Origin of the sequence: Paenibacillus sp. PK4536, from assembly GCF_028594455.2 — a bacterium.
GTDB lineage: Bacteria > Bacillota > Bacilli > Paenibacillales > Paenibacillaceae > Saccharibacillus > Saccharibacillus nuruki.
On sequence record NZ_CP126313.1, the window covers coordinates 2,346,268 to 2,369,720 of the forward strand.

Annotated in this window: 17 protein-coding genes and 1 pseudogene; 16 read left to right on the top strand and 2 right to left on the bottom strand. The window is 39.7% G+C overall.

Features of this window, described 5'->3' with window-relative positions:
• Positions 1 to 136 precede the first annotated feature (136 nt).
• Positions 137 to 529, bottom strand: a complete 393-nt coding sequence (locus PO903_RS10555) for a carboxymuconolactone decarboxylase family protein (RefSeq protein ID WP_273593380.1) — start codon at positions 527 to 529, stop codon at positions 137 to 139.
• 147 nt (positions 530 to 676) lie between these two features.
• Between PO903_RS10555 and PO903_RS10560 the strand changes: the two genes are divergently transcribed.
• From PO903_RS10560 to PO903_RS10580, 5 genes are all read left to right on the top strand, one after another.
• The gene (locus tag PO903_RS10560) at positions 677 to 1,057 is read left to right on the top strand and encodes a MerR family transcriptional regulator (RefSeq protein WP_273593381.1); all 381 of its coding nucleotides are present in this window, start codon (positions 677 to 679) and stop codon (positions 1,055 to 1,057) included.
• Positions 1,058 to 1,092: 35 nt separating this feature from the next.
• The gene (gene cysK, locus PO903_RS10565) at positions 1,093 to 2,013 is read left to right on the top strand and encodes a cysteine synthase A (RefSeq protein WP_273593382.1); all 921 of its coding nucleotides are present in this window, start codon (positions 1,093 to 1,095) and stop codon (positions 2,011 to 2,013) included.
• A 160-nt stretch (positions 2,014 to 2,173) separates the two neighbouring features.
• A complete protein-coding gene (locus PO903_RS10570; protein ID WP_273593383.1) occupies positions 2,174 to 3,262 on the top strand; it encodes a helix-turn-helix transcriptional regulator in 1,089 nt (362 codons plus the stop codon).
• A 179-nt stretch (positions 3,263 to 3,441) separates the two neighbouring features.
• Positions 3,442 to 3,933, top strand: a complete 492-nt coding sequence (locus tag PO903_RS10575) for a hypothetical protein (RefSeq protein WP_137221084.1) — start codon at positions 3,442 to 3,444, stop codon at positions 3,931 to 3,933.
• Positions 3,920 to 4,246: a helix-turn-helix domain-containing protein gene (locus tag PO903_RS10580; RefSeq protein ID WP_273593384.1), complete on the top strand. Its 327-nt coding sequence runs from the start codon at positions 3,920 to 3,922 to the stop codon at positions 4,244 to 4,246. Before PO903_RS10575 ends, PO903_RS10580 begins: the two co-directional genes overlap by 14 nt.
• A 125-nt stretch (positions 4,247 to 4,371) precedes the next feature.
• Here PO903_RS10580 and PO903_RS10585 read toward each other — a convergent pair.
• Positions 4,372 to 4,845 (bottom strand): annotated as a pseudogene (locus PO903_RS10585) (IS982 family transposase); the annotation flags it as partial.
• Positions 4,846 to 5,577: 732 nt separating this feature from the next.
• Between PO903_RS10585 and chvE the strand changes: the two are divergent.
• The 11 genes from chvE (at position 5,578) to PO903_RS10640 (ending at position 23,419) form a co-directional block, all read left to right on the top strand.
• Positions 5,578 to 6,666: a multiple monosaccharide ABC transporter substrate-binding protein gene (gene chvE, locus PO903_RS10590; protein ID WP_273593385.1), complete on the top strand. Its 1,089-nt coding sequence runs from the start codon at positions 5,578 to 5,580 to the stop codon at positions 6,664 to 6,666.
• A 302-nt stretch (positions 6,667 to 6,968) separates the two neighbouring features.
• Positions 6,969 to 8,501 carry a multiple monosaccharide ABC transporter ATP-binding protein gene (mmsA, locus tag PO903_RS10595; protein ID WP_069326626.1) on the top strand — a complete coding sequence of 511 codons (1,533 nt, stop codon included), beginning with the start codon at positions 6,969 to 6,971 and terminating at the stop codon, positions 8,499 to 8,501.
• Positions 8,502 to 8,568: 67 nt separating this feature from the next.
• Positions 8,569 to 9,771: a multiple monosaccharide ABC transporter permease gene (gene mmsB / locus PO903_RS10600; RefSeq protein WP_069326625.1), complete on the top strand. Its 1,203-nt coding sequence runs from the start codon at positions 8,569 to 8,571 to the stop codon at positions 9,769 to 9,771.
• A 314-nt stretch (positions 9,772 to 10,085) separates the two neighbouring features.
• Positions 10,086 to 11,063 carry an ABC transporter permease gene (locus PO903_RS10605; RefSeq protein WP_273593386.1) on the top strand — a complete coding sequence of 326 codons (978 nt, stop codon included), beginning with the start codon at positions 10,086 to 10,088 and terminating at the stop codon, positions 11,061 to 11,063.
• Between the two features lie 409 nt (positions 11,064 to 11,472).
• Positions 11,473 to 12,366 (top strand): carbohydrate ABC transporter permease, encoded by an 894-nt coding sequence (locus PO903_RS10610; RefSeq protein ID WP_137221071.1) that lies wholly within the window; start codon positions 11,473 to 11,475, stop codon positions 12,364 to 12,366.
• A 108-nt stretch (positions 12,367 to 12,474) separates the two neighbouring features.
• A complete protein-coding gene (locus PO903_RS10615) occupies positions 12,475 to 14,145 on the top strand; it encodes a type 2 periplasmic-binding domain-containing protein (protein ID WP_069326622.1) in 1,671 nt (556 codons plus the stop codon).
• 204 nt (positions 14,146 to 14,349) lie between these two features.
• Positions 14,350 to 16,275: a sensor histidine kinase gene (locus PO903_RS10620; RefSeq protein ID WP_285097495.1), complete on the top strand. Its 1,926-nt coding sequence runs from the start codon at positions 14,350 to 14,352 to the stop codon at positions 16,273 to 16,275.
• A 1-nt stretch (position 16,276) separates the two neighbouring features.
• Positions 16,277 to 17,851, top strand: a complete 1,575-nt coding sequence (locus tag PO903_RS10625) for a response regulator (RefSeq protein WP_273593388.1) — start codon at positions 16,277 to 16,279, stop codon at positions 17,849 to 17,851.
• Positions 17,852 to 17,984: 133 nt separating this feature from the next.
• Complete coding sequence (locus tag PO903_RS10630; RefSeq protein ID WP_273593389.1) at positions 17,985 to 20,840, top strand: CHASE3 domain-containing protein; 2,856 nt, start codon at positions 17,985 to 17,987, stop codon at positions 20,838 to 20,840.
• Between the two features lie 160 nt (positions 20,841 to 21,000).
• The gene (locus tag PO903_RS10635) at positions 21,001 to 21,906 is read left to right on the top strand and encodes a hypothetical protein (RefSeq protein ID WP_273593390.1); all 906 of its coding nucleotides are present in this window, start codon (positions 21,001 to 21,003) and stop codon (positions 21,904 to 21,906) included.
• Positions 21,907 to 22,168: 262 nt separating this feature from the next.
• A complete protein-coding gene (locus PO903_RS10640; protein WP_273593391.1) occupies positions 22,169 to 23,419 on the top strand; it encodes a hypothetical protein in 1,251 nt (416 codons plus the stop codon).
• Positions 23,420 to 23,453 lie beyond the last annotated feature (34 nt).

The following is a 23,453-nucleotide window of genomic DNA, read 5'->3' on the forward strand; positions in this document are numbered from 1 at the left end:
CTACAACCTAAAAAACCCCCACCTGATCAATAATCTCAAGGTGAGGGTTTTTTAAGTTATTGTAAAGCGATTATACGAAAAGATCATCTAAGTATAGTGAAGAGACAACGGAAGATAGACCGAATATCGTAGCTACTTAAGCTTGAGTTATCTCTATTCCTCGTTGTGCGAATACATCTTTAGCCACAGCAATCGCATTTAATACTCGGGGAAAACCGATATAAGGCGAGCAATGAATCATCGTTTCTATAATTTCAACAGGTGTAATCCCTACATTAAGACTGCCATGCAGGTGAACATTTAATTGGGATTCACAATTTCCTTGAGTGATCAGTGAAGAGATTGTAATCAGTTCGCGTTGTTGCAATGTAAGGGTAGGACGGGAATAAATATCACCAAAAGCAAACTCTATAATATAGTTGCCAAGATCAGGTGCAATAGAAGCCAAAGAATCGATCACTCGTTGCCCTGCTTCACCATCCACTTCCAACAATTTGTTCCACCCTTGAGTAAAGCGTTCATTAGACATATAGATTGCTCCTTTATGATTCGATATGAAGTACAAGTGCAACATTACACGTTAGAGCGCGCTCTAAGGCAAATCTTTTTTTTATTCGACGTATCAATTAGCTATAAAAGTACAAGAAAAGGTGCCAATCATAGTATAATTAGAGGTATGGACACATTATATTCGATTCAGCAGATCACTGAGATTACAGGATTATCTGCACATACGCTACGTTATTATGAAAAAATCGGCTTAGTACAAGATATTTATAGAGATGCTAAAGGGTATCGTCAATATACAGAAACAGATATATTATGGTTGGATTTCTTGATGAGACTTAAGGAAACGGGTATGCCTATACGAGAAATGAAAAAATTTGCAGATTTACGCAGTGAAGGAGAGACTACGGTATCCTTAAGGAAGGAACTGTTGGAACATCATTATCAATATGTACAATCTCAGATTAGACAACAGCAACACCATCTAGCTAAGATTGTGGACAAAGTACAGTATTATGCAACATTAGAAGAGCAAGCAAAACAAAGTTAGCTTTTTCAATAGATTGCTAAAGGAGATTATTCCTCATGAGTATAAAAGTCGTTCAAAATATATCGGAATTAGTCGGCGATACGCCAGTGGTACGTTTGCATCAGCTGACAGATGCTGATCATGCGGCAGTGTATGTAAAGTTAGAATATTTTAATCCGAGTGGCAGTGTAAAAGATCGTGCGGCACTTAATCTGATTGTACGTGCTGAACAAGAGGGGCTTCTTCATCCAGGTAGTACGATTATTGAACCGACCAGCGGGAACACAGGGATTGGACTAGCGATGAATGCAGCGGCAAAAGGGTATAAAGCGATAATGATTATGCCTGATAATATGTCACGTGAGCGCATTCAGATTTTGCAAGCTTATGGAGCAGAAGTGATTCTGACACCGGCTGTTGAAAAAATGCCGGGTGCGATTCGTAAAGCTGAACAACTGCTGACTGAAATTCCCAACAGTTATATGCCCAGACAATTCGATAATCCAGCCAATGCAGATGCCCATCGGCAGACAACCGCTATCGAAATCTTAGAGCAAATGGAATATACACTGGATACCTTTGTTGCTTCCGCAGGGACAGGTGGAACGATTACAGGCACAGGTGAGACCTTAAGAGAGCATTTACCAGATGTGCGTATTCTGGTCGTCGAACCTCAAGGATCGCCTGTATTGTCTGGTGGACAGCCAGGACCGCATAAGCTAGTCGGCACCAGCCCGGGATTTGTGCCAGCGATTTTGAATACCTCTATTTACGATGAGATTGTACAGGTATCTGATGAGAATGCGATTCAGACGATGCGTGATCTTGCGAGATATGAAGGGATTCTCGTGGGGCCTTCATCTGCGGCAACTGTATGGACTGCATTGCAGGAAGCTAAGCGTCTCGGTGCAGGCAAAAAAGTATTATGTATCGCACCGGATAATGGAGAGCGGTATTTGAGTATGGATTTGTTTTAGCGTTATATAGTTCACTTCGATATAGCCTACAGTATCATCATGCTGTAGGCTTTTTTATTTGTATAACGAAGGATCATTAGCTAGTAGATTGAAAACACAACCAGCATCAAAAAGCGATGCAAGTTTTCTTACATAATAAAATCAGAAAGGAGAAGTGATCATGAACGATTGGATTCAAGAGATGATCGATTGGATTGAAGCCCATCTGTTTGAAGATTTTTCATTGCTTCGATTAAGCGAAAAGATGGGCTATTCTCCATATTATTGTTCATTCAAATTTCGGCATCATACCGGAGTAAGTATCAAAAGCTATCGTACCCTTCGCCGATTATTTTTAGCATCGATCTTGCTTGCTGAGACACATGAACGGATACTCGATATTGCGATCGAGCATGGTTATTCTTCTCAAGAAGCATTTGCTAGAGCATTCAAAGAGGTATTTGGCGTAACGCCTATGGTTTTTCGCAAGCACCCGAAGCCGTGGCAATCGTATTTCAAACTCAATATCGAACAAGGAGAGGATATCACCATGTTAGACATTTCCCAAAAATTAGTCATTACCGAATTACAAAATCAATTAACTGCTTTTGCCGATCAAGACATTCTAAATGTATTAAATGGACAGGTAATGTATGAGCAATTCCGTACACAGGAATTAATGGGGCAAAGCGATTATGTTCCTTTTAATGAAGCGATGTGTGTACACGCGGCAACAGGAGATATTTTCAGCCCATCGTTCAATCAAGTACGTGCCGAGGGACATCATAGTTCAGTAACAGGTTATGAGAAAGTGGTTATTGAACCTTTGGAGCATCTATTTACTCATTCATATCGCTGTATCGTTCTCTGGTTTGGCGAAGACATGTTCTGCCAGATTAATCTACTCACCATACTGTCTTATCTGGAGCAATCCGGGTACGATGGCATCGTCTATTTCAATGCTGTACAAGAGCAGACTTATGATGTACAACAAACTGAAATTACATTAGGCGGATATACGTCATTGTATCGTGAAGTCATATTAGAGAAAAAGATGCCAGACAGTCCGTTAATGCCTGTGATGTACCAAGGAGTTTCTTTGTATCTGGACTTGCACCAAGCTGATAATGAGCTCACCCGCTACATTGCAAGCCATCCCAAAGAAAGCAAAGAAGAAGTGATGCAAACCATGCTGAAGTTATTCCAACGCTATGGACTTGGTGATCGCCAGTATTTGGAGTTGATCGAGAAAGTAAGAGGAGAAGTGTAAATAAAGAAGTAAGATAGGCTGGCGCTGATATTATCAGGTCAGTCTTTTTTTTGCTTTTAAATAGTGGCATTTTAACGTGTATAGTTTATACTTATTTACGATACTATTTATTTAAAAATGATAAAGGAGAGTATATAAATGGTTAATTTTAATTTACAATTTATATCGTATACGATATAATGAAAACTATAATTGAATTTATTGAGAATCCTGAAACAGGACAACAAGAAGTATATGAACTCATTAATAAGGTTAGACAAGAGGCTTCACAAAGCGTAGATCAAATGCAAATGTTTAAATTTATTATGAATGGACTAGAATTTTTAGAGAAGCATGGAATACCTATTGCTGCACAAAAATACTTTGTGGATATGAGAGAAGATGGCAGACCTTATACTATACAACTCGTTAAAGAATTAAGAAATCATGTTCCATTATTAGAATTTAGAGTGAATTGGAAAGGGTTAGGAGCATTTAGAGCCATATTTTTTGAATATTATTATTCTAATACTCAAATTCTTATTTTTACAAAATCTATCATAAAGAAATCTACATATTCTCAAGAATTTGAAGAAATAGTACAGCAGTCGGAATTATTGTACTCCAATTTCTTAGAGAATCCTCATAAATATATTCATCTAGAGGAGGTTGGAACTAATGAGTCCTCGTAAAAAATTAGGACAGAGTTTTGCAGAGTTGAAGAATAGTGCTAGAGAGATTCCAGAAGTGAAAGATTATTTAGATAGTTTTTCTGTAACTATTGGTCACTTGGTACTATCCCGACGATTACAACTGGGCTATTCACAATCGAAATTAGCAAAGCTTGCTCAGACCACTCAAGCCCGAATATCAATGATTGAATCAGGAGATAGTAATATAACGAGTGAGGTATTAAATAAAGTATTTCATGTGTTAGAAATAGTAAATCTTCAGGCGATATATGCTGAAGAGAAAGATACAAATAAAGAACTTATCAAACATTAAATTTAAAATAATAATGGATTAAGTAAGGGATTGTCACTAGACAATCTCTTTTTTGTTAAGTACATAGATTTAAAACAACAAACTATTATACAAAAAATTATATTCACCCGTGGTGCTAGTTAAAATTAATCTTGAATTGCTCCTGTTTTCCAAAGCGTGTAGGCTAGCAAAATCCCATCTAAATTCGTTTCGAATCCGAATGGACTCTTCGAACGGATCGAAGAAAGAGCAAAACGAGTCACTAAGATGGAAAATAACGTTTCGATTTGCTTGAGTTTTCGTCGCATCTGGCGTGTAAAGGCTGGCGTCCACCGTTCTTTTTTGCTGTTCGAACGCATTGGCACACAAAGAAGGGTACCGAAGTTCTTTTCCAAACGAACGTGTAAAGATTGACTGAGGTACCCTTCATCTCCAAGAACAAAGGCAGAAGGCTCCTCGCGAAGCAATTCTTCTACCATCTGTACATCGTGAACCGAAGCGGCCGATAAGACGTAACTTTGGACGAAACCGAATGAATCGATTTGCACGTGTAGCTTGAATCCATAGTAATGACTCTTTTTGGAAGCGCAATAGCCAACGTCAGCTAGCCCTCGAAAGCATCGCGCCCTTTTTTAACGAACGGGGGGTGGCACAAGGGAAGCGTAAGACTGTCGATGATCGAGTATGTGCTGCCGAACTCCGGTGAAGAGAGTCGCTTGCGTAACCACTTGAGCGCGAAGCGAAGATCTCAACATCGCCGATGGTACCGAGAACTTTCGACGATAGGAACTAAATTCCCTTGAATAAAGCGATGCCAGGCACGTTCGGAGGTGAATCCTAGCCCTTTTCCTAGCAGATGAAGCGTCAGGATATGGACATCGTTTTGCTGAAGCAGATGATGGTTTTTTCGTTTAAGAAAAGGAGCAAAAGCTTGCCATTCCTGCTGAAATTTTTTCGAAATAGCGACAAATTGACTTTGTACCGAGCATGGTTTTTCTGGGCAAAGGCTATTTTTATTTTTCAACTAGCACCACGGGTTATATTCATTGTTTAATATCTAATCTTTCCCTGCTCACTCCACCCAATGAAATGCAGGTGCATCAAGCGGAGGGAAGAGAATCATTCTGAAAGTCGCCTTGTAAGGATTTATCCTTACCGCGACTGCAAGAAGATTCTCTCCCCGTAGCGAAGCACCTCATTTCACCTTCCTCACCAAACTATGTCCGATTTTTATAAAAAAGGTCGGTTTATCAAAAAGACTCCCAATCTTTACCATGCTATTATACATAAAAGAAAGCGTTACCAAAAATAAAAGACGTTCATTGAACACCTACTCGAAAGGAGAATAACTGATGAAAAGAGGATCGTTATTAACCTTGATCATCCTCATGATGTTTACCTTATCTGCCTGTAATCTTGCAGAGAGCAGTGCAGGAAGTAAAGAAAAAGGGTATATCGGCATCTCCATGCCTACCAAATCGTCTGCACGCTGGGTAGCAGATGGTAGCAATATGGTGAAGCTGTTCCAATCCAAAGGATACAAAACCGATCTGCAATATGCAGAAGACGTGGTCGAAAACCAAATTTCCCAGATTGAAAATATGATCACCAAACAAGTTGATGTGATTGTTATCGCTTCGGTAGATGGCAATACACTGACCGATGTAATCAGCAAAGCGCATGCACAAGGCATTCAAGTCATCGCTTATGATCGACTGATTATGAACACAGGATACTTAAGTTACTACGCGACTTTCGATAATTTCAAAGTCGGGGTGCTACAAGCATCGTACATTGAAGACAAATTGGGACTGAAAAAAGGCAAAGGCCCTTTCAATATCGAGCTATTCGGTGGTTCACCGGATGATAACAATGCCTACTTCTTCTTTAACGGAGCGATGTCTGTTTTGCAACCGTATATCGATTCAGGCAAATTAGTCGTTCGAAGCAATCAGAAAACGATGGCACAGATTTCCACACTACGCTGGGATGGCGCTTTAGCCCAATCTCGTATGGATAACTTGGTCAGTGCTTATTACGCTGATGCCAATCTAGATGCTGTTCTGTCTCCGTACGATGGTATCAGTATCGGAATCATTTCATCATTAAAAGGTGTAGGTTACGGATCAGCAGAGAAACCGTTACCTGTTATCACCGGACAAGATGGCGAATTAGCATCGATCAAATCAATCGTAGCTGGCGAACAAACGCAAACTATTTTCAAAGATACACGCCAACTTGCTGAAAAAACAGCCGACATGGTAGACAGTATCTTGCAAGGTAAAAAAGCCGAAGTCAACGACATCAAATCATATAACAATAACATCATGGTCGTTCCAGCTTACCTACTAGACCCAGTCTCCGTCGACAAATCTAACGTCCAAAAAATCATCATCGACAGTGGATACTATACAGAAGCAGAAGTGAAAGGCAATTCATAACAATCTCTAAAACAAACCAATGGTTGTCCTTAAAAAAACTGCCACCACTCACCTCAAAAGTGGACAAAACATGCCCTTAATCTCTAATTCTTAATCTCTAAATCTCTAAATCTTTAAAAGGAAAGCGTACGTGCCAACGGAGCGAAGGGAGAGGAATCATTCTGAAAGTCGCCTTGTAAGGATTTATCCTTACCGCGACTGCAAGAAGATTCCCCTCCCGTAGCGTCTCCCAGCACACGCAAACCATCACCAACTCAAGAGTGTATTTTCCACTCCCACCATCTAATGAAAGGAGCACCACCATGTCCAACAACATCATTTTAGAAATGAAAAATATCACCAAAACATTCCCCGGCGTAAAAGCATTGGAAAATGTAAACCTACAAGTCAAACAAGGTGAAATCCATGCGCTGTGTGGTGAAAATGGCGCTGGTAAATCAACGCTAATGAAAGTACTCAGTGGCGTGTACGGATATGGAACCTACGAAGGCGATATTATTTTTCAAGGCAAAACCTGTGAATTTCGCGATATCAAGCAAAGTGAAGAACTAGGGATCGTTATTATTCATCAAGAACTCGCCTTAATTCCTTATCTGTCGATTGCTGAAAATATCTTTCTCGGTAATGAGCGTAAAAAAGGCGGCATTATCGACTGGAATGAGACACTTCAACGCACCCAAGAATTGCTGACCAAAGTAGGCTTAAACGAATCACCGAATACATTAATCACTAATATTGGAGTCGGTAAACAGCAATTGGTTGAGATCGCCAAAGCCTTATCCAAAGAAGTGAAATTGCTAATTTTGGACGAACCGACAGCAGCTCTTAACGAGAACGATAGTGAAAACTTGCTGCAATTAATGCTTGAATTTAAACGTCAAGGCATCTCCTGTATTCTGATCTCTCATAAGCTCAACGAAATCTCTAAAGTGGCTGACTCCGTAACTATTTTGCGAGATGGACAGACGATTGAGACACTCGATATGCACAAAGACGAGATTACTGAAGATCGGATCATTAGTGGAATGGTAGGACGTGATCTAACCAATCGTTATCCACACCATGAATCGAAGATCGGTGAAGTCGTGCTTGAAGTGAAAGATTGGAACGTATTCCATGAGCAACATGCCGACCGTCAGATGATTCATAACGCTAACTTTAATCTACGCCGTGGTGAGATAGTAGGGATTGCTGGATTGATGGGTTCAGGTCGTACAGAGCTTGTGATGAGTATTTTCGGCAAATCGTATGGCAAAAAAATCACTGGTACATTGATCAAAAATGGTAAACCTATTACCAACAATACCGTCACACAAGCAATCGATAATGGATTTGCTTATGTAACCGAAGATCGCAAAAACTACGGTCTAATCCTAATGGACGATATCAAGCGCAATATTTCATTAACAGGGCTTGGTAAAATCACCAAAAATACAGTGGTCAATGAGCAAGAAGAAGTCATGGTTGCTGAAGATATGCGTGGACAAATGAAAATTAAAACACCAAATATTTTGCAGAAAACAGGCAATCTTAGCGGTGGGAATCAGCAGAAAGTGGTACTGGGGAAATGGATTTTTTCTGGTCCAGATATCTTGATCCTAGATGAACCGACACGTGGTATTGATGTAGGTGCCAAATACGAAATCTATACGATCATTAATCGCCTTGCAGATGAAGGCAAAACAGTATTGGTGATTTCATCCGAATTGCCAGAGATTTTAGGCATCTGTGATCGCATTTATGTGATGAATGCAGGACGGATTACCGGTGAAGTGAGCCGTGAAGAAGCCACTCAGGAAAAACTAATGACGTATATGACACGCAGTTCTTCTTAATCGTATGGCTCTGCACTAAAACGTTACATTCAATCTATTTAACAAACGAAAGGGGTTAGCATAACGTATGTCTACATTAACCAAGCCAGAGGGAAAAAAAGAATCGACACTTGGCAAAATGTTTAAAGGAAATATTCGTCAGTACGGCATGATTATCGCATTACTATTTATCATGCTGTTGTTTGAAGTTTTAACAGGAGGTTTGCTACTTAAACCAATTAATATTACTAACCTGATTTTGCAAAATAGTTACATACTGGTACTCGCGATCGGGATGGTACTTGTTATTATTACAGGTCATATTGACTTGTCTGTTGGATCGATCGCAGCATTTGTGGGTGCTGTATCTGCAATCTTTATGGTGCAATGGCAGATGAATCCAATCGTAGCTGTTATTCTATCTATCGTAATCGGTGGATTGATTGGAGCATGGCAAGGATTCTGGGTGGCTTATGTCCGAATACCCGCCTTTATTGTGACCCTCGCAGGGATGTTATTATTCCGTGGATTAACGATGATCGTATTGGAAGGTCAATCGATCTCGCCATTCCCGAATGGTTTCCAGAAGATCAGTTCAGGCTTTATCCCTGACTTTTCTAATATGGCAACTAATATTGTAGCTGTTCTTGCCGGGATTGCATTATCTATTCTGTATATTATTACAGAACTACGTAACCGTGCAGCACAGCGTCGATATAACTTTGATACAGGATCACAAGCCCTCTTTTTCACCAAAATGGTTCTAGTGGTCGCTGTAATTAACGCATTTACGATTGTACTTGCAAGCTATGCAGGGATTCCAACGATTCTTGTATTGTTATTCTTGCTTATTATTATCTACTCCTTCGTGATGAACAAAACGGTTATGGGTCGTCATGTATATGCAATCGGTGGTAATGAAAAAGCAGCTGGATTATCCGGTGTCAAAACGAAAAAAGTAACATTCTGGGTATTTGTGAATATGGGCGTATTGGCTGCTGTATCTGGCTTGATCTTCGCAGCACGCCTCAATGCAGCAACACCAAGAGCAGGAACAAACTTTGAGCTAGATGCTATTGCAGCTTGTTTTATCGGTGGTGCTTCCGCTTCAGGTGGTATCGGAACAGTATTCGGAGCAATTATCGGTGGTCTAGTTATGGGAGTACTGAATAACGGTATGTCTCTTGTAGGACTGGGTATCGACTGGCAACAAGGCATCAAAGGTCTAGTATTACTACTTGCAGTTGCTTTCGATATTTACAACAAAAACAAAGGTACATCATCTGTATAAGAAAATGTTTTCGATAATATAAGATCTGAATACAATGATTACTTTAGAAAAAATGAATTTTTCATACTATAATAATGCTAAAAACCGTCAGGAAAATACGTTCTGGCGGTTTTTATTGATGTTCACCCGAAAAATGAGACACCTAATACGAAAAATGAAGCATTACCGATCTGACATCAGCAGGATATAATTAATTTAATAAATGTAATCGCTTACATAAAAGCAAAAAGAATGATACAGGCTGTTCACCAAATGGAGGATAAGACGCAACAGCAATACAGACATCGACAGAGAACGCAAAGGAGGATTTATGTATGGACACAGATCTCAAAAGAGAATCCAAAGCCACTCGAAAAACTAAAGATAAAATTACCACTTCACCGACCAAACGCTGGTTTCGCCGATTGTATACACAGCGACACTTGCAGGTGATGGCATTACTTGGTGTGGTATGGATGTTGATTTTTAACTATATTCCTATGTATGGCATCATTATTGCATTTAAAGAATTTAATATTGTTGAAAGTATTGCCGATGCACCGTGGGTCGGATGGGAACATTTCAAAGCATTTATGGATGATGAAAATCTACCCGATGTGATTCGAAATACACTCGGAATCAGCTTAATCAAGCTATTTATCGGTTTCCCACTGCCTATTATATTTGCTCTGTTTCTCAATGAATTACGTTCAGTACGTTTCAAAAAAGCAGTTCAAACCATTTCGTATCTACCGCATTTTCTATCATGGGTTATTCTTGGCGGTATTTTGACTACATGGTTAGCGGATGTCGGTATTATCAATAATGTACTAATGGCACTTCATCTGATCCAAGAACCGATCTCTTACTTAGCTGAACCGCAATACTTCTGGACAATCGTGATCACTTCAGATATTTGGAAAGAACTGGGCTGGTCAGCAATTATCTACCTAGCAGCTATGGCAGGTGTATCTCCAGAAATGTATGAAGCTGCTACAATTGATGGCGCAGGACGCTTCCAGAAAATGTGGTACATCACTTTGCCAGGTATCCAAGCGACGATTGCTATTCTATTCATACTAGCCGTCAGTGGCGTACTGAATTCTAACTTTGACCAAATTCTCGTCTTACGTAACTCGCTCAACGAAAGCGCCAGTAACGTTATCGATATCTATGTCTATCAAACTGGTCTACTATCTGGACGCTTCTCCTACTCAACAGCGATCGGTCTTATCAAATCCATTATCGCCTTGATTCTACTTGTAATTGCCAATCAGGTGACCAAGAAACTAAACAACACTTCACTCTTTTAAAAGGGTGGTGGGGTGAGCGTTAGGCGCTTTGAGAATAGGGTGTTCTTGTCGTCGCTGTTAAGAATGAATATTTTGATCCCTGCTTTAGCAGTAAATATTCATTCTTAAAGGCGATCGTTTCACTCTTTCAGAACACCCTATTCTCGCCGCTAAAGCTACCCTGAGTGGGGGGCGGCAGGAAAGATTAGTTAGTTTAACTGCCTTCACTGCTGCAATAATTTAGCTATGAGTTTTTAAGTTGCTAATCCCCTAACCTAAGCTTTTGCAAGAAGAATAATTTCTTGATCTAACGAATTTGATCTATTGCCTTTAAATTCTTGTATTTAATCTCTAATCACTAATCTCAAAAATGGTTTAAAAGAAAGTGCGCCTGAAAGACCCCTCACTCTAATGATGAAGGAGAATGATGATGATTAGTCTAAAAGCAGATCGTAAAACGCGTGGTGAAGCGGTTTTTGATACATTGAATACAGTGTTGATGGTGTTGATTTGTTTTGTCACGTTGTATCCGATCTGGTATGTGTTAGTGAATGCATTGAATGAAGGAACCGATGCCATGCGTGGTGGGATTTACTGGTGGCCACGGATCTTTAGTCTTGAAAGTTTCAAAGCTGTATTCCAAAGTCCCGGTATTATGCAAGCGATGTGGATTACCGTCGCCAAAACATTGATCGGTACAGCAATTCATGTGTTTTTCACAGCAATGGTGGCATACGCTTTGTCTCGAAAAGGATTGATTGGAGGCAAAATTTATATCTGGATCGGAACCATTACTTTATTTTTTAGCGGTGGATTGATTCCTACCTTTTTGTTAATGAAAGATCTACAGTTGTTAGATAATTTTCTCGTCTATATTATTCCAGCGATGTTTAGCTTTTTCGATCTTATTATCTTTATGACCTTTTTCCGTGAAATACCAGAAGGATTGGAAGAAGCTGCACGGATCGATGGTGCGAACGATTGGTCGATCTTTTTACGGGTCGTGTTACCTGTATCCATGCCTGTTATTGCAACGATCGCTTTGTTTCATGGAGTATTCCAATGGAATGACTATTTCACAGGGATGATCTATATGAATGATACTAATCTGCAACCTATTCAGACGTATCTGTATCGTGTGGTAGCCGAATCCAGTTCGAATCAGATGCTAGCGGCTGTACCGGGAGGGATTACGCGTTCAGTCACTTCACAGTCGATTAAGCTGGCGACCATGGTAGTAACAACGATGCCAATCGTATTCGTTTATCCATTTTTACAAAAATATTTTGTTAAAGGGATGATGATTGGCTCGATCAAAGGTTGAGTTCACTTGTATACCAAGTAAACAACTCCATCTGCAATCCCATATTTTGTATTCACTGTATGAAGCATAAATAGTACATTCTAAAAAAAGAAAAGGGGTATATCTCGGATGAAAGAAAATACAAATCATCGCAAATGGTACAAACCGGCACTAATGTTAACCCTAGCAAGCATGATGATGTTCACTACAGCTTGTTCTTACTTTGGTGGCGGAAGTAAAAGTGCATCGGAACAAAGCAATACACCGGTCAAAGCCGCTTCAGCCAACGAACCGGGCTGGAAAGTGGATACATCACCAATAACATTTGATTGGTATATGAACTTCTCCTGGTACACAGGAAGTGACTGGGGAACCGATCCTACCAGCCAATATGTAACCAAGAAAACAGGAGTAAGCTTGAAATTTATTGTGCCTGCGGGTAATGAAAATGAAAAGCTGAATACAATGATTGCTTCTGGTAAATTGCCTGACTTTATTACATTGGGTTGGGGTGAAGATGCTGTTAAAAAAATGATCGAAGGTAAATTGGTATTGCCACTCAATGAGTTAGCAGACCAGTATGATCCATACTTCTACAAAGTAACCGATCCAGCCAAATTAGCATGGTATACACAGCCAGATGGTAATGTGTATGGTTATCCGAATGCGTCTTCTTCTCCGGCGGATTTTGCGAAATACGGCAAAAACTATCTATCAAATCAAGTGTTTGTCGTACGTAAAGATATGTATGAAGCACTTGGCAAGCCAGATATGCGTACACCAGAAGGCTTTTTGAAAGCGCTCAATATGGCAAAAGAAAAGTTCCCAGAAGTGAATGGACAGCCACTGATTCCACTAGGCTTACATGAGTTTACCGAAAATGGAAATTACTCGTTAGAAGGATATTTGCAGAATTTCTTAGCCATCCCTATGGAAAAAGACGGCAAGTTGTATGATCGTACCACCGATCCTGAATATTTACGCTGGCTCAAAACATTCCGTCAAGCGAATCAAGATGGATTACTATCCAAAGATATCTTTATCGACAAACGTTCTCAAATGGAAGAAAAAATTGCGCAAGGGCGTTACTTTGCAATGCTGTATCAACGTAGTGATTTCAATACACAACAAAATGCGTTATATGCCAAAGATCCAAATTCAGTCTATATTGCAGTCGATGGACCTTCTGATTCCAAATTAGATCAACCAATTTTATCAGGGCCTGTTATTTCAGGATGGACAGTAACCCTAATCTCCAAAAATGTAAAAGATAAAGCACGTGCTATCCGTTTCCTTGAATACATGATCAGTGAAGAAGGACAGAAAGATTTGTATTTAGGTGAAAAAGGAGTCACATACGATACAGTCGATGGCAAAGATCAATTTAAGCCTGAAGTGCTGAAATCACTAAATACCGATCGTTCAGAATTTGATACCAAGTATGGTGCTTCTCATAAATACTGGATGCAAATGAATACGAATATTACAGATCAATGGAAACCGGAAAGTGTAGCTCCATTCAAACAAATGGAAGACTGGACAAAAGGCAAAACGGTCAGTTCCTCTGAGTTCGATCAATTGAATCCAACCGGTAATTCACCTGAAGGAATTATCAATACCAAAATCTCGCAACTGTGGGGTAAAACATTACCTAAATTACTATTGGCTTCTTCAGACAGTGAATTTGACCAGTTGTTTAATGAGTATCTAAGCAAACGTGAAGCAGATGGATTAGCGAAAGTTCAAGCGTATCAACAAACCGAATATGAGAAAAATAAAGCTAAACTAGAAGCGCAGTAACTTATATTTCCAACATGAACAGCGAATAGAATTATAAACCAAGGGACTTGAGCAGAGCATCTTCTGTGAAAGTCCCTTTTTCTACACAATTTTCCAGTCAATTCGGGTACAATAGAATACATAGTTTAACCGCTTACATTTTTTGATAAAGAGACATATTTTTGGAGCTCAAGGGATAGGGAGGAATAGCTTACGTTTCGTCAGATGCTACAGCCTTTTTTGCGCTGGATCAATAATCTTTCTTTGCAGAGTCGATTAATCGGCACATATATTATTGTCATTTTATTACCGACTACAGCGGTATCCCTTTATTTCTATAATCAAGTGAATGAGACCTATATTCAAGATACACGGCTCAAAAGTATAGATGCATTGCAAAATGAAAAGCAAGTATTGCTTACACAGATTGAGACGATGGAACGGGCAGCACAATTAGCGTTATCCGATCAGGAAGTGATTCAATATCTGGCAAGTAATCATGATACACCTACCGCTGAATTGATCGAATTTAATAACAGTTCGTATGCTAATCTAGCACAGATTGGGATCAATAATCCGTCTATTTTGCATCTGCGATTGTATAGCGATAATGATCATACGTATGAAATGTGGCCGATCTTTTTTAAAGAGAAAAGGGTCTGGGATGAGCCGTGGTATAAGCTGGCTCGAACACTCGGAGATCGAGAAGGTTGGTATGTACAACGCCAGAATTTGTTACCCCGTTCGACTCGCTTTATGGTGCCTGAACTGGACCCACCTAAGGTCTCTCTTTTACGAGAAATTCAAGTCCCGAAAGGGCATCATGCGGGTATTGTACAGATTGATATGTTGTTAGCTAATTTTGCTCCACGTACATTTGGTGCATTACAAGAAGATGAATCGCAAATGTTATTACTGGATGCAGGTGGCGGGTATATTCCTCCTTCGAGTAAAGATCAGCAATATACCTTTCCTTTACAACAATGGTTAACAGCTAATCATACAGAGCAGAATGAGACTCGTTCTTATCAAGCCGATGCGGCAGCTATAGAAGATCAGGAATTATCTTCGATACGGTATACGTATCAAGGAACCGCTTATTTAGCCACATCAACTAGCATTGATCGGTTGGGGGCTCAGTTGGTGCATATTGTATCGTTAGAAAAAGTATTGCAAGACACAAGACGTGCACGTAACGGAATTGTCCTCCTTAATATCGGATTTATTTTACTGGTATCTCTGATTACGTATCTAGCCAACACCTTTATTCTCAAAAATCTACGTTTATTAACAGCAGCGATGAAAAAGGTACGTCGTGGCGAATTGCATCATGGAGTGGAAGTAGATGGCGGTGGAGAGATTGGCGAATTAGCCTACCATTTCAATCGAATGACTCTCACAATCAATGAATTGATCGCGCAAGCTGTCAGTAAGCAAGCCTTAATGAAAGAAGCAGAGTTACGCACATTGTACAGTCAGATTGATGCTCATTTTTTGTACAATACGCTTGAAAATATCAAAATGTTAGCTGAAATTGAAGATCAACGCCAAATCTCAGATGCGTTAACCTCTCTTGGCGGTATGATGCGCTATAACTTCAAATGGTCAGGTGAATATGTGAAGTTGAGTGAAGAAGTACGGCATATTCGCAATTATATCGAAGTGATGAATATACGATTTGAAGAACCGGTACGATTGGAATTAAATATTCCAGAAGTCTTATTAGAACTGGAAATCTTAAAAATGTCGTTACAACCATTAGTCGAAAATGCATTCAAACATGCATGGAATGAAGAAGAGGATATGGAACGTTGCTTATTGATCGAAGTTGCTGCCACACCTGATCGAGTCATTACAGTGATTGTTCAAGATAATGGTAGTGGCATGGATGCTCCACAATTAGAAGCGTTGCAACAATGGATCTATGTTCCAGACGAACCGGACCATCATCATATTAGCAACAGTTATCCAACCAATGCGCCCAAAGAACAGCAATTACGCAAAGGCGGAATTGGTCTACGCAATGTTCAGAGACGACTGGCTTTATTTTATGGAGAAGATTATGGATTACAGATTACAAGTACGATAGGGGAAGGGACAAGAGTCACTTTACGATTTCCCAAAGTACTGCTGACAGGAGGAGAATCATAATATGATACAGCTATTAATCGTAGATGACGAACGGAATATTAGACAAGGACTACAAGTGATGATTGAACGGGAGTTCCCTAACCACTATGAGTGTATTCATGCCCGTCAGGGTCAAGAAGCATTGGATAAAGTGATGCAGATGTCTATTGATATTGTGATTACTGATATTCGGATGCCTGTCATGGATGGTGTGCAATTTTTGGAACAAATGCGTGGTCTGGATAGATCGATTGTAGCGACTCAACCGTATGTTATTGTACTGAGTGGATATGATGATTTTGAGTATGCCAAAGCCGCTATTCGGTATCAGGTTAGCGAATATTTACTGAAGCCGATTCGGCGTGAAGACTTATTTGATGCGTTGCACCGACTGGAAGAAGAGTTAGAGAAGCGTGATCTAGTGTCTCTTCGTCTGGCTGAAGTGGAACAGTATCATTTGCAAAAAGAGCAAGAACGATTACAACGTCTGTTGTACACCTCTGAAAATGATCTAACTCTTCTTTCTGAAGTAGCAGAAGGTCTTGTATTACCAGAGCATTATCTTGTATGTGTATTTCAGTATAAAAATAAAGAAGGTACCTCTATTTCTCGAGAGGAGCTAGGTGTACTGGTCAGTCGATTGTGCTCCAGTTCATCCATTCAGTATGTTGCCCAGTTATATGATCGTGAAGATCGCTTAGTCTGGATGATTCCAACCACTGAAGTACATGCGTTAGAACAATTGGCTGAACTTGCTGCACAACGGGAAGTGGAAGGATTATTGATCGGTGTAAGTAAACAAGGCAGTCTATTGCAACATATTCCTCATTATTATGATCAAGCCTGTCAGGCACTTAATTATGGATTTCTTCATCCCGGTGTTTATTTGATCCGTTATTCATTGATTCAGCAGACTTTTTCGACATGGAGTGTTCCTGAAGAAGAGATCCGTTTGTTAGGTAATACGCTGGGGAGTGATCGTGATCCAGAGATTGAGCAACGACTGTATCAGATTTTTCGGATTCATGAACTTATCTATCTTCCTTTAGCTTATATTGAACAAGTGGCTCAGCAGATCAATGAGCAAGTCTTAGATGAGATTTTCAGACACTATGGAGAAGCTTCAGTAGAAGTATTGCGTCTTTATCGGCGTGTAGGCAATCTGAATCATTATCGTTACTTTCAGGATTATTTTCACGATCTGGAAAATGTATTGATCTGTCTGGATGATTATATCCGGCAATTACGCTTAATCCATACTCAACCTCAACATCTCAAAGAAGCTGTCCAATTTATTCATGCGCATTATGATCGTCCACTAAATATGGCGATTGTAAGCAATCATGTGTCGCTGAATTATTCTTATTTTAGTGAAGCATTCAAAGCATACACCGGAGAAAGCTTTGTCGTTTATTTGAAAAAAGTACGTATTGCCAAAGCAAAATTGTTACTGATCGAGAGCTCTTGTCGATTAAACGAAATCAGTCAACAGGTCGGATTCGAGAGCAGTCGACACTTCTCCAAAGTATTCCGAGAGCTCGAAGGAATCACCCCTCAAGAATATCGGTCAAAGATGAATTTGCGTTCATTGATCTAATTTAGAAAGCCGATAATAAAAAATAATTGCATATGCAAGAAATAGATTCCTTTTCATTAAAGTTTGCAGTAAAATAATGAGGCGAGAACCGATTAGATTGCGGAATATGAAGTAGGTATTGGAGGTTTTACGGTTGCCCAAGCGTGCAAATTGGAGTATTCGCACCAAAATTATTTCTGGGTATGTTGTGATTATTTTATGCGTAGGCGTTGTGTTATTGATGATGTCTGGACGTGTGAATCAATTAGAACAGGAAAATAGATATATAAATGATCATGATCTGGAAGTTCATAACTTAACCAATCTGATCGAAAAGCATGTGCTTGATATGGAGACAGGACAGCGCGGCTTTGCTTTGACTGGTGATGATAGTTATCTGGATCCCTACAATAATGGGGTTCTGCAATGGGAATCTGATTATAACAAGTTAGTCACTCTAGTGGAAGATAACGAATTGCAACGTAGCAATTTGACAACGATCAAGTCAGGTATAGAGAAATGGATTGAAGATGCCGGCGATCCTGTTCTACAGATGAGACGTAATAACGATGAAGCTGGAATTACGCAATTTTTCAAAGTCGATCCGGGTAAGCAACAGATTGATCGATTACGTAGTGAGTTAGAAGCTTTTCGGACAACTGAAAAAGCACTCACAGATGCACGTATTGAAAGTATTGCTGCTAGCAATCAACGTTTATTTGTAGCGATGGTGACCTTGTGGATTGTAGTTGCGATTGTATCGTTGATAACAGCATGGGTGATTGCTCGCCAGATTGTACGAACATTACGCGATGTCACCGATACGATTCATGATATTGGTGAAGGTGGCGATCTGAACAAACGGATCACTATTCGTACCCGGGATGAGATTGCAGAACTGGGCACAGCGACCAATCAATTATTGGATCATGTCCAGCATGAGAATTGGATCAAAGACCAGATTGCGATTGCATCAACTCGTTTTCAAGAATCTGATCGTATAGAGTCGCTATCTTCTGCATTACTAACCAAAATGAATAAATGGTTCGATGCTTCATATGGAGTGGTCTATTATGATAGCGAAAATGAAGAAGAAGGCTGGGTCAAAACAGCTTCATTTGCCGCACATCATACAGATATTGAATTAGGCGCAGCTTATATTACAGAAGGCGAAGGATTAGCAGGGCAATGTATTGTTGAGAAAAGAATGTTAACGTATAGTCCGCTTCCTAAAGGTTATGTTCAGATTAATTCAGGTCTGGGTAGTACCGAAGCCAAAGCTTTAGTAGCCGCTCCGATTATGTTTGAAGGTAAAGTACTAGCGGTTGTTGAAATTGCTTTTATCGAGCCAATGACGATCGAACAATCCGATTTATTTGAACATTTACTCAATATTTTTGCAGTAACGATGAATTCATTATTGATTCGTAAAAAGATTGAGCAGATGTATCATGATTCTCAGAATATGAACTATGAACTACAAGTTCAATCGGAAGAATTACAAGTCCAATCCGAAGAACTTCAGACCCAAGCGGATGAACTGCATATGCAGACCGAAGAATTGCAAATGCTAAATGAACGTTTGGAACAAGGTAAAATGGCTGCGGAAAGTACAGCGATTGAACTGGATAAATATGCACAACAGCTACAAGTGAGCTCACGGTACAAATCAGAATTTCTGGCAAATATGTCTCATGAATTACGCACACCGCTTAATAGTATGCTAATTCTTTCACAAATTCTGTCTGAAAATAGCGCGAATACGTTAACAGAGAAAGAGCAAGAATATGCTTCGATTATTCATCATTCAGGTAAAGACTTGCTTAATCTGATCAACGATATTCTTGATCTATCCAAAGTGGAAGCCGGTAAAATGCATATTGAGATCGATCCAGTCAGCACTCAAGCGATTCCTGAACAAATGGAGCGTTATTTCAAAGAAGGTGCAGCATTGCGTGATCTTTACTTCGATATTGATGTGAAAGATAATGTGCCTGATCTGATCTACTCCGATGATATGCGTCTACAGCAAGTGCTTCGTAACTTATTATCCAATGCTTTCAAATTTACTGAAGTGGGCGGTGTCACGTTAACGATTGAGAAGTTAGATCGTGTACAGACGCAGGAATATCAATCGGATCAACCAATGATTGCTTTTGTTGTTCGTGATACAGGTATAGGCATTTCACCTGAAAATAGCCGATTAATCTTTGAAGCCTTTAGACAAGCTGATGGAGCTACCGCTCGCAAATACGGTGGTACAGGATTAGGATTGTCGATTTCCTCACAATTGGCTCATTTGTTAGGCGGAGAGATTACATTGGAAAGTCAGGTGGGTGAAGGTAGTACCTTTACGTTCTATATTCCTTGTTTGGAGTCGGATCCTAATGATGAGAGTGAATTGTTTACAGTAGCAGAGCCGGTCAGTCACACCGTCTTTTTTGAAAAAGAGTCGCTGAATGTTATGGATACTGATTCGGATCTCAATCTACCGATTCAGTCAGCACGTCTAGCTGCATCGTATGCTGAAACAGACCGCTTAGCTTTGCACGATAATGAAAATACGATTAACCTGACTCCAACTGATCTCAATACAGAACAATATGAAGGTCTAGATGGTAAGAAAATTCTAATCGTTGATGATGATATTCGGAATGTGTATGCTTTAACAAGTCTGTTAGAGCGTCATAGTGTTAATATCCTGATTTCCCAAAATGGTCGAGATGCTCTGGAAATTTTGCATATGACACAGGATATAGATCTCATTCTGATGGATATTATGATGCCACAATTAGATGGGTATGAGACGATGCGTACGATTCGTAATCTGTATGGATATGCGCAGGTGCCGATTATTGTACTCACTGCCAAAGCAATGAAAGAAGATCGTGAAAAAGCAATTCAAGCCGGAGCTTCAGATTACATGAGTAAGCCACTGGAAATGCAACAAGTATTGCTTCGTATCGAGCATTGGCTAGGCAAAACGCAGAATGATTATTTTACAACATAAATAGAATCCAAAAAGATACTTTCCAAAAGGAAGGTATCTTTTTGCGTTTGGGTCTTAATACCCTTGTCGAAAAGTGTAATTAATAGTAAATTTGAACTATTAATAATGCTAACTAACTTGATGGAAAAAAGGAATTATTTTAAAAAAAGGAGTACGAATTATGAATATTTCTTCATCTACAGGCTATGCGGGAGCTAGCAATCCCGGATACAATGCATCAGCTAGCCAAGACTCGGTTAACAAGCCCTCTGGATCGTTACCCAAAACAGATCATGATGTCAAAACTACAGCCTTACCAACCAGCGAAAAAAGTCTCCAAGAACAGCAATTAGAAGAAACCAAGCAATACAAAAAAGAAGATCAGCAAAAAGAATTAAAAAAACAGGAAGCTGATCAATTTTTTGAAAAGCAACAAAAGAAACAAGAAGAAATCAACAAAATGGCTTATGAGATGTTAGCCAATCAGGGGATTGCACAGATCGGCATTGATAATCAGCTAGCATTGAATAAAGACAATTATGAAGATACGGTCAAACATCTTGTCGCTAAAGGTTTTCAAATAGAAACCGATGAGCAAAAATTAACGATTAGCTCTCAACTCCATCAACTCAAACTCGAGATTAGCAAAGAATCGTATAATCAATATGTCAAAACAGTATACGGCAAAGAAATAGCAGAAGCGTATACCGATATCGAAGATTCGCCAGCTCCTGTCTATCCAGAGAACTCGGTAGCCGAAACTAAAGCTACATCAACACCATCCGAACCAAGTCATTCATCTCCTTCACCGACAACACAGACCGAACACTCAACTTCTCAATCCACTTCATCAACTACTACCAACAGCACAGTTACACCAGATCCTGTTTCTTCCTCAGATCCAACACCTGTAACCAATAACAACAATAGTTCTACAACGGGAACCACCAACAGCTCTAATAATAGTCATTCTAGTACTTCCGCAAACGGATCGTCTGGAAGTCATACAACATCATCAGGTCCTTCATCGTCCACTAACAATGGAAATACCATTGGAGCTATTTTGCCTGGTGGATTAGTGAAATAAAATAATGTAAAAGATCTTATTCGAATAGTCATGTCGAATAAGATCTTTTTTTGTAGAACGATTAATATTCGACAAAATTCGATTACAAATTATGGAATTTTTTAAAAATTATAGTTCAAATTACCCTTGCTAACTAAGTCGTTAAACAGTAAATTATTACTATACTAATTTGGATAAATATTACTATTATGTTTTTGGAATGGAAAGAAAATACTCGCCGCTCGCTGGTTCATAAATATCAATATGTGAAGGAGACTGCCTTATGAATATTACATCTAATGCGAGTTACTCTTCGACGGCTAGCCAGAATTCATACTACTCCTCGTCCTCTAATGATTCTACAACTAGAGCTACAGCTAGCACTGTGAAAAGTCCTGTTACTACTAATTCTGCTACAACAACAGATAACAATCGTCCGGATAAAACGCCAGCAGAGCAAAAGATAGAAAGTAACAAAGAATACAAAAAAGAATTACACCAAAAAGAAACAAAAGATAAAGAATTGGATGAACTTTTTGATAACCAACAAGAGCGTAAACAAGAAATACACAAACAAGTTCATGAAGCTCTATCCAATAATAGCTTTTACCAATTAGGTGCTCAAAATGGAATGGCACTGACTAAAGAAAATATGGACGAAACGATGAAGAATTTGTTTAACAAAGGATTCAAAGTGGATTCCACTGAAGATAAAATGACGCTGACTTCTAAAGTGCATCAGATGAAAATGGAAATTAGCAAAAATGCATATGATAAATATGTAGAAGCGGTCTACGGACAATTGAATCCTGTAGCAGACCAAGGTGCCAAACCTAAAGCAGATCCTTCTATCATTAAAACAGGTATATATGCGCCGCCTGCAACGATGGTTAAGCCCGTATTAACCACAGTAGGTAATGTTACAGGACAGACGCCAACACCAGTGCCAGCGCAGACTACACCAACACCAACGCCGGTAGTAACAACACCAACACCAGAGCCAGTAGCAACAACGCCGACACCAGCACCAGTACAGACTACACCAACACCAACGCCGGTAGTAACAACACCGACACCGGAGCCAGTGGCAACAACGCCGACACCAGTACCAGTGCAGACTACACCAACGCCGGTAGTAACAACACCGACACCAACGCCAGTACCAGTGCAGACTACACCAACGCCGGTAGTAACAACACCGACACCAACGCCAGTACAGACAACTGCACCAACAACCAATACAATCAGTACACCAGTGAGTACAACAACGAATACGACAACCAATAATACAACAACAAGTTCAACATCTGTTAATATTCCAATCACTGTACCTAATGTGATTACAGTCAATACATCTATTCCTTTAGTATCTGCACCGACAACATCAACAACAGCACCGTTGATATCGGTAACCAGTCCATTGTTAACGCCAAAACCATCGACTACTGTTGTCCCAACAACAACATCGACTAGCACAACAACGGCTCCTACAACAAGTACGCCTACTAAGAATCTACTTGGACTTTTGAAATAATGGGTAGTCTATGATAGAACAACGTAAAATCCCT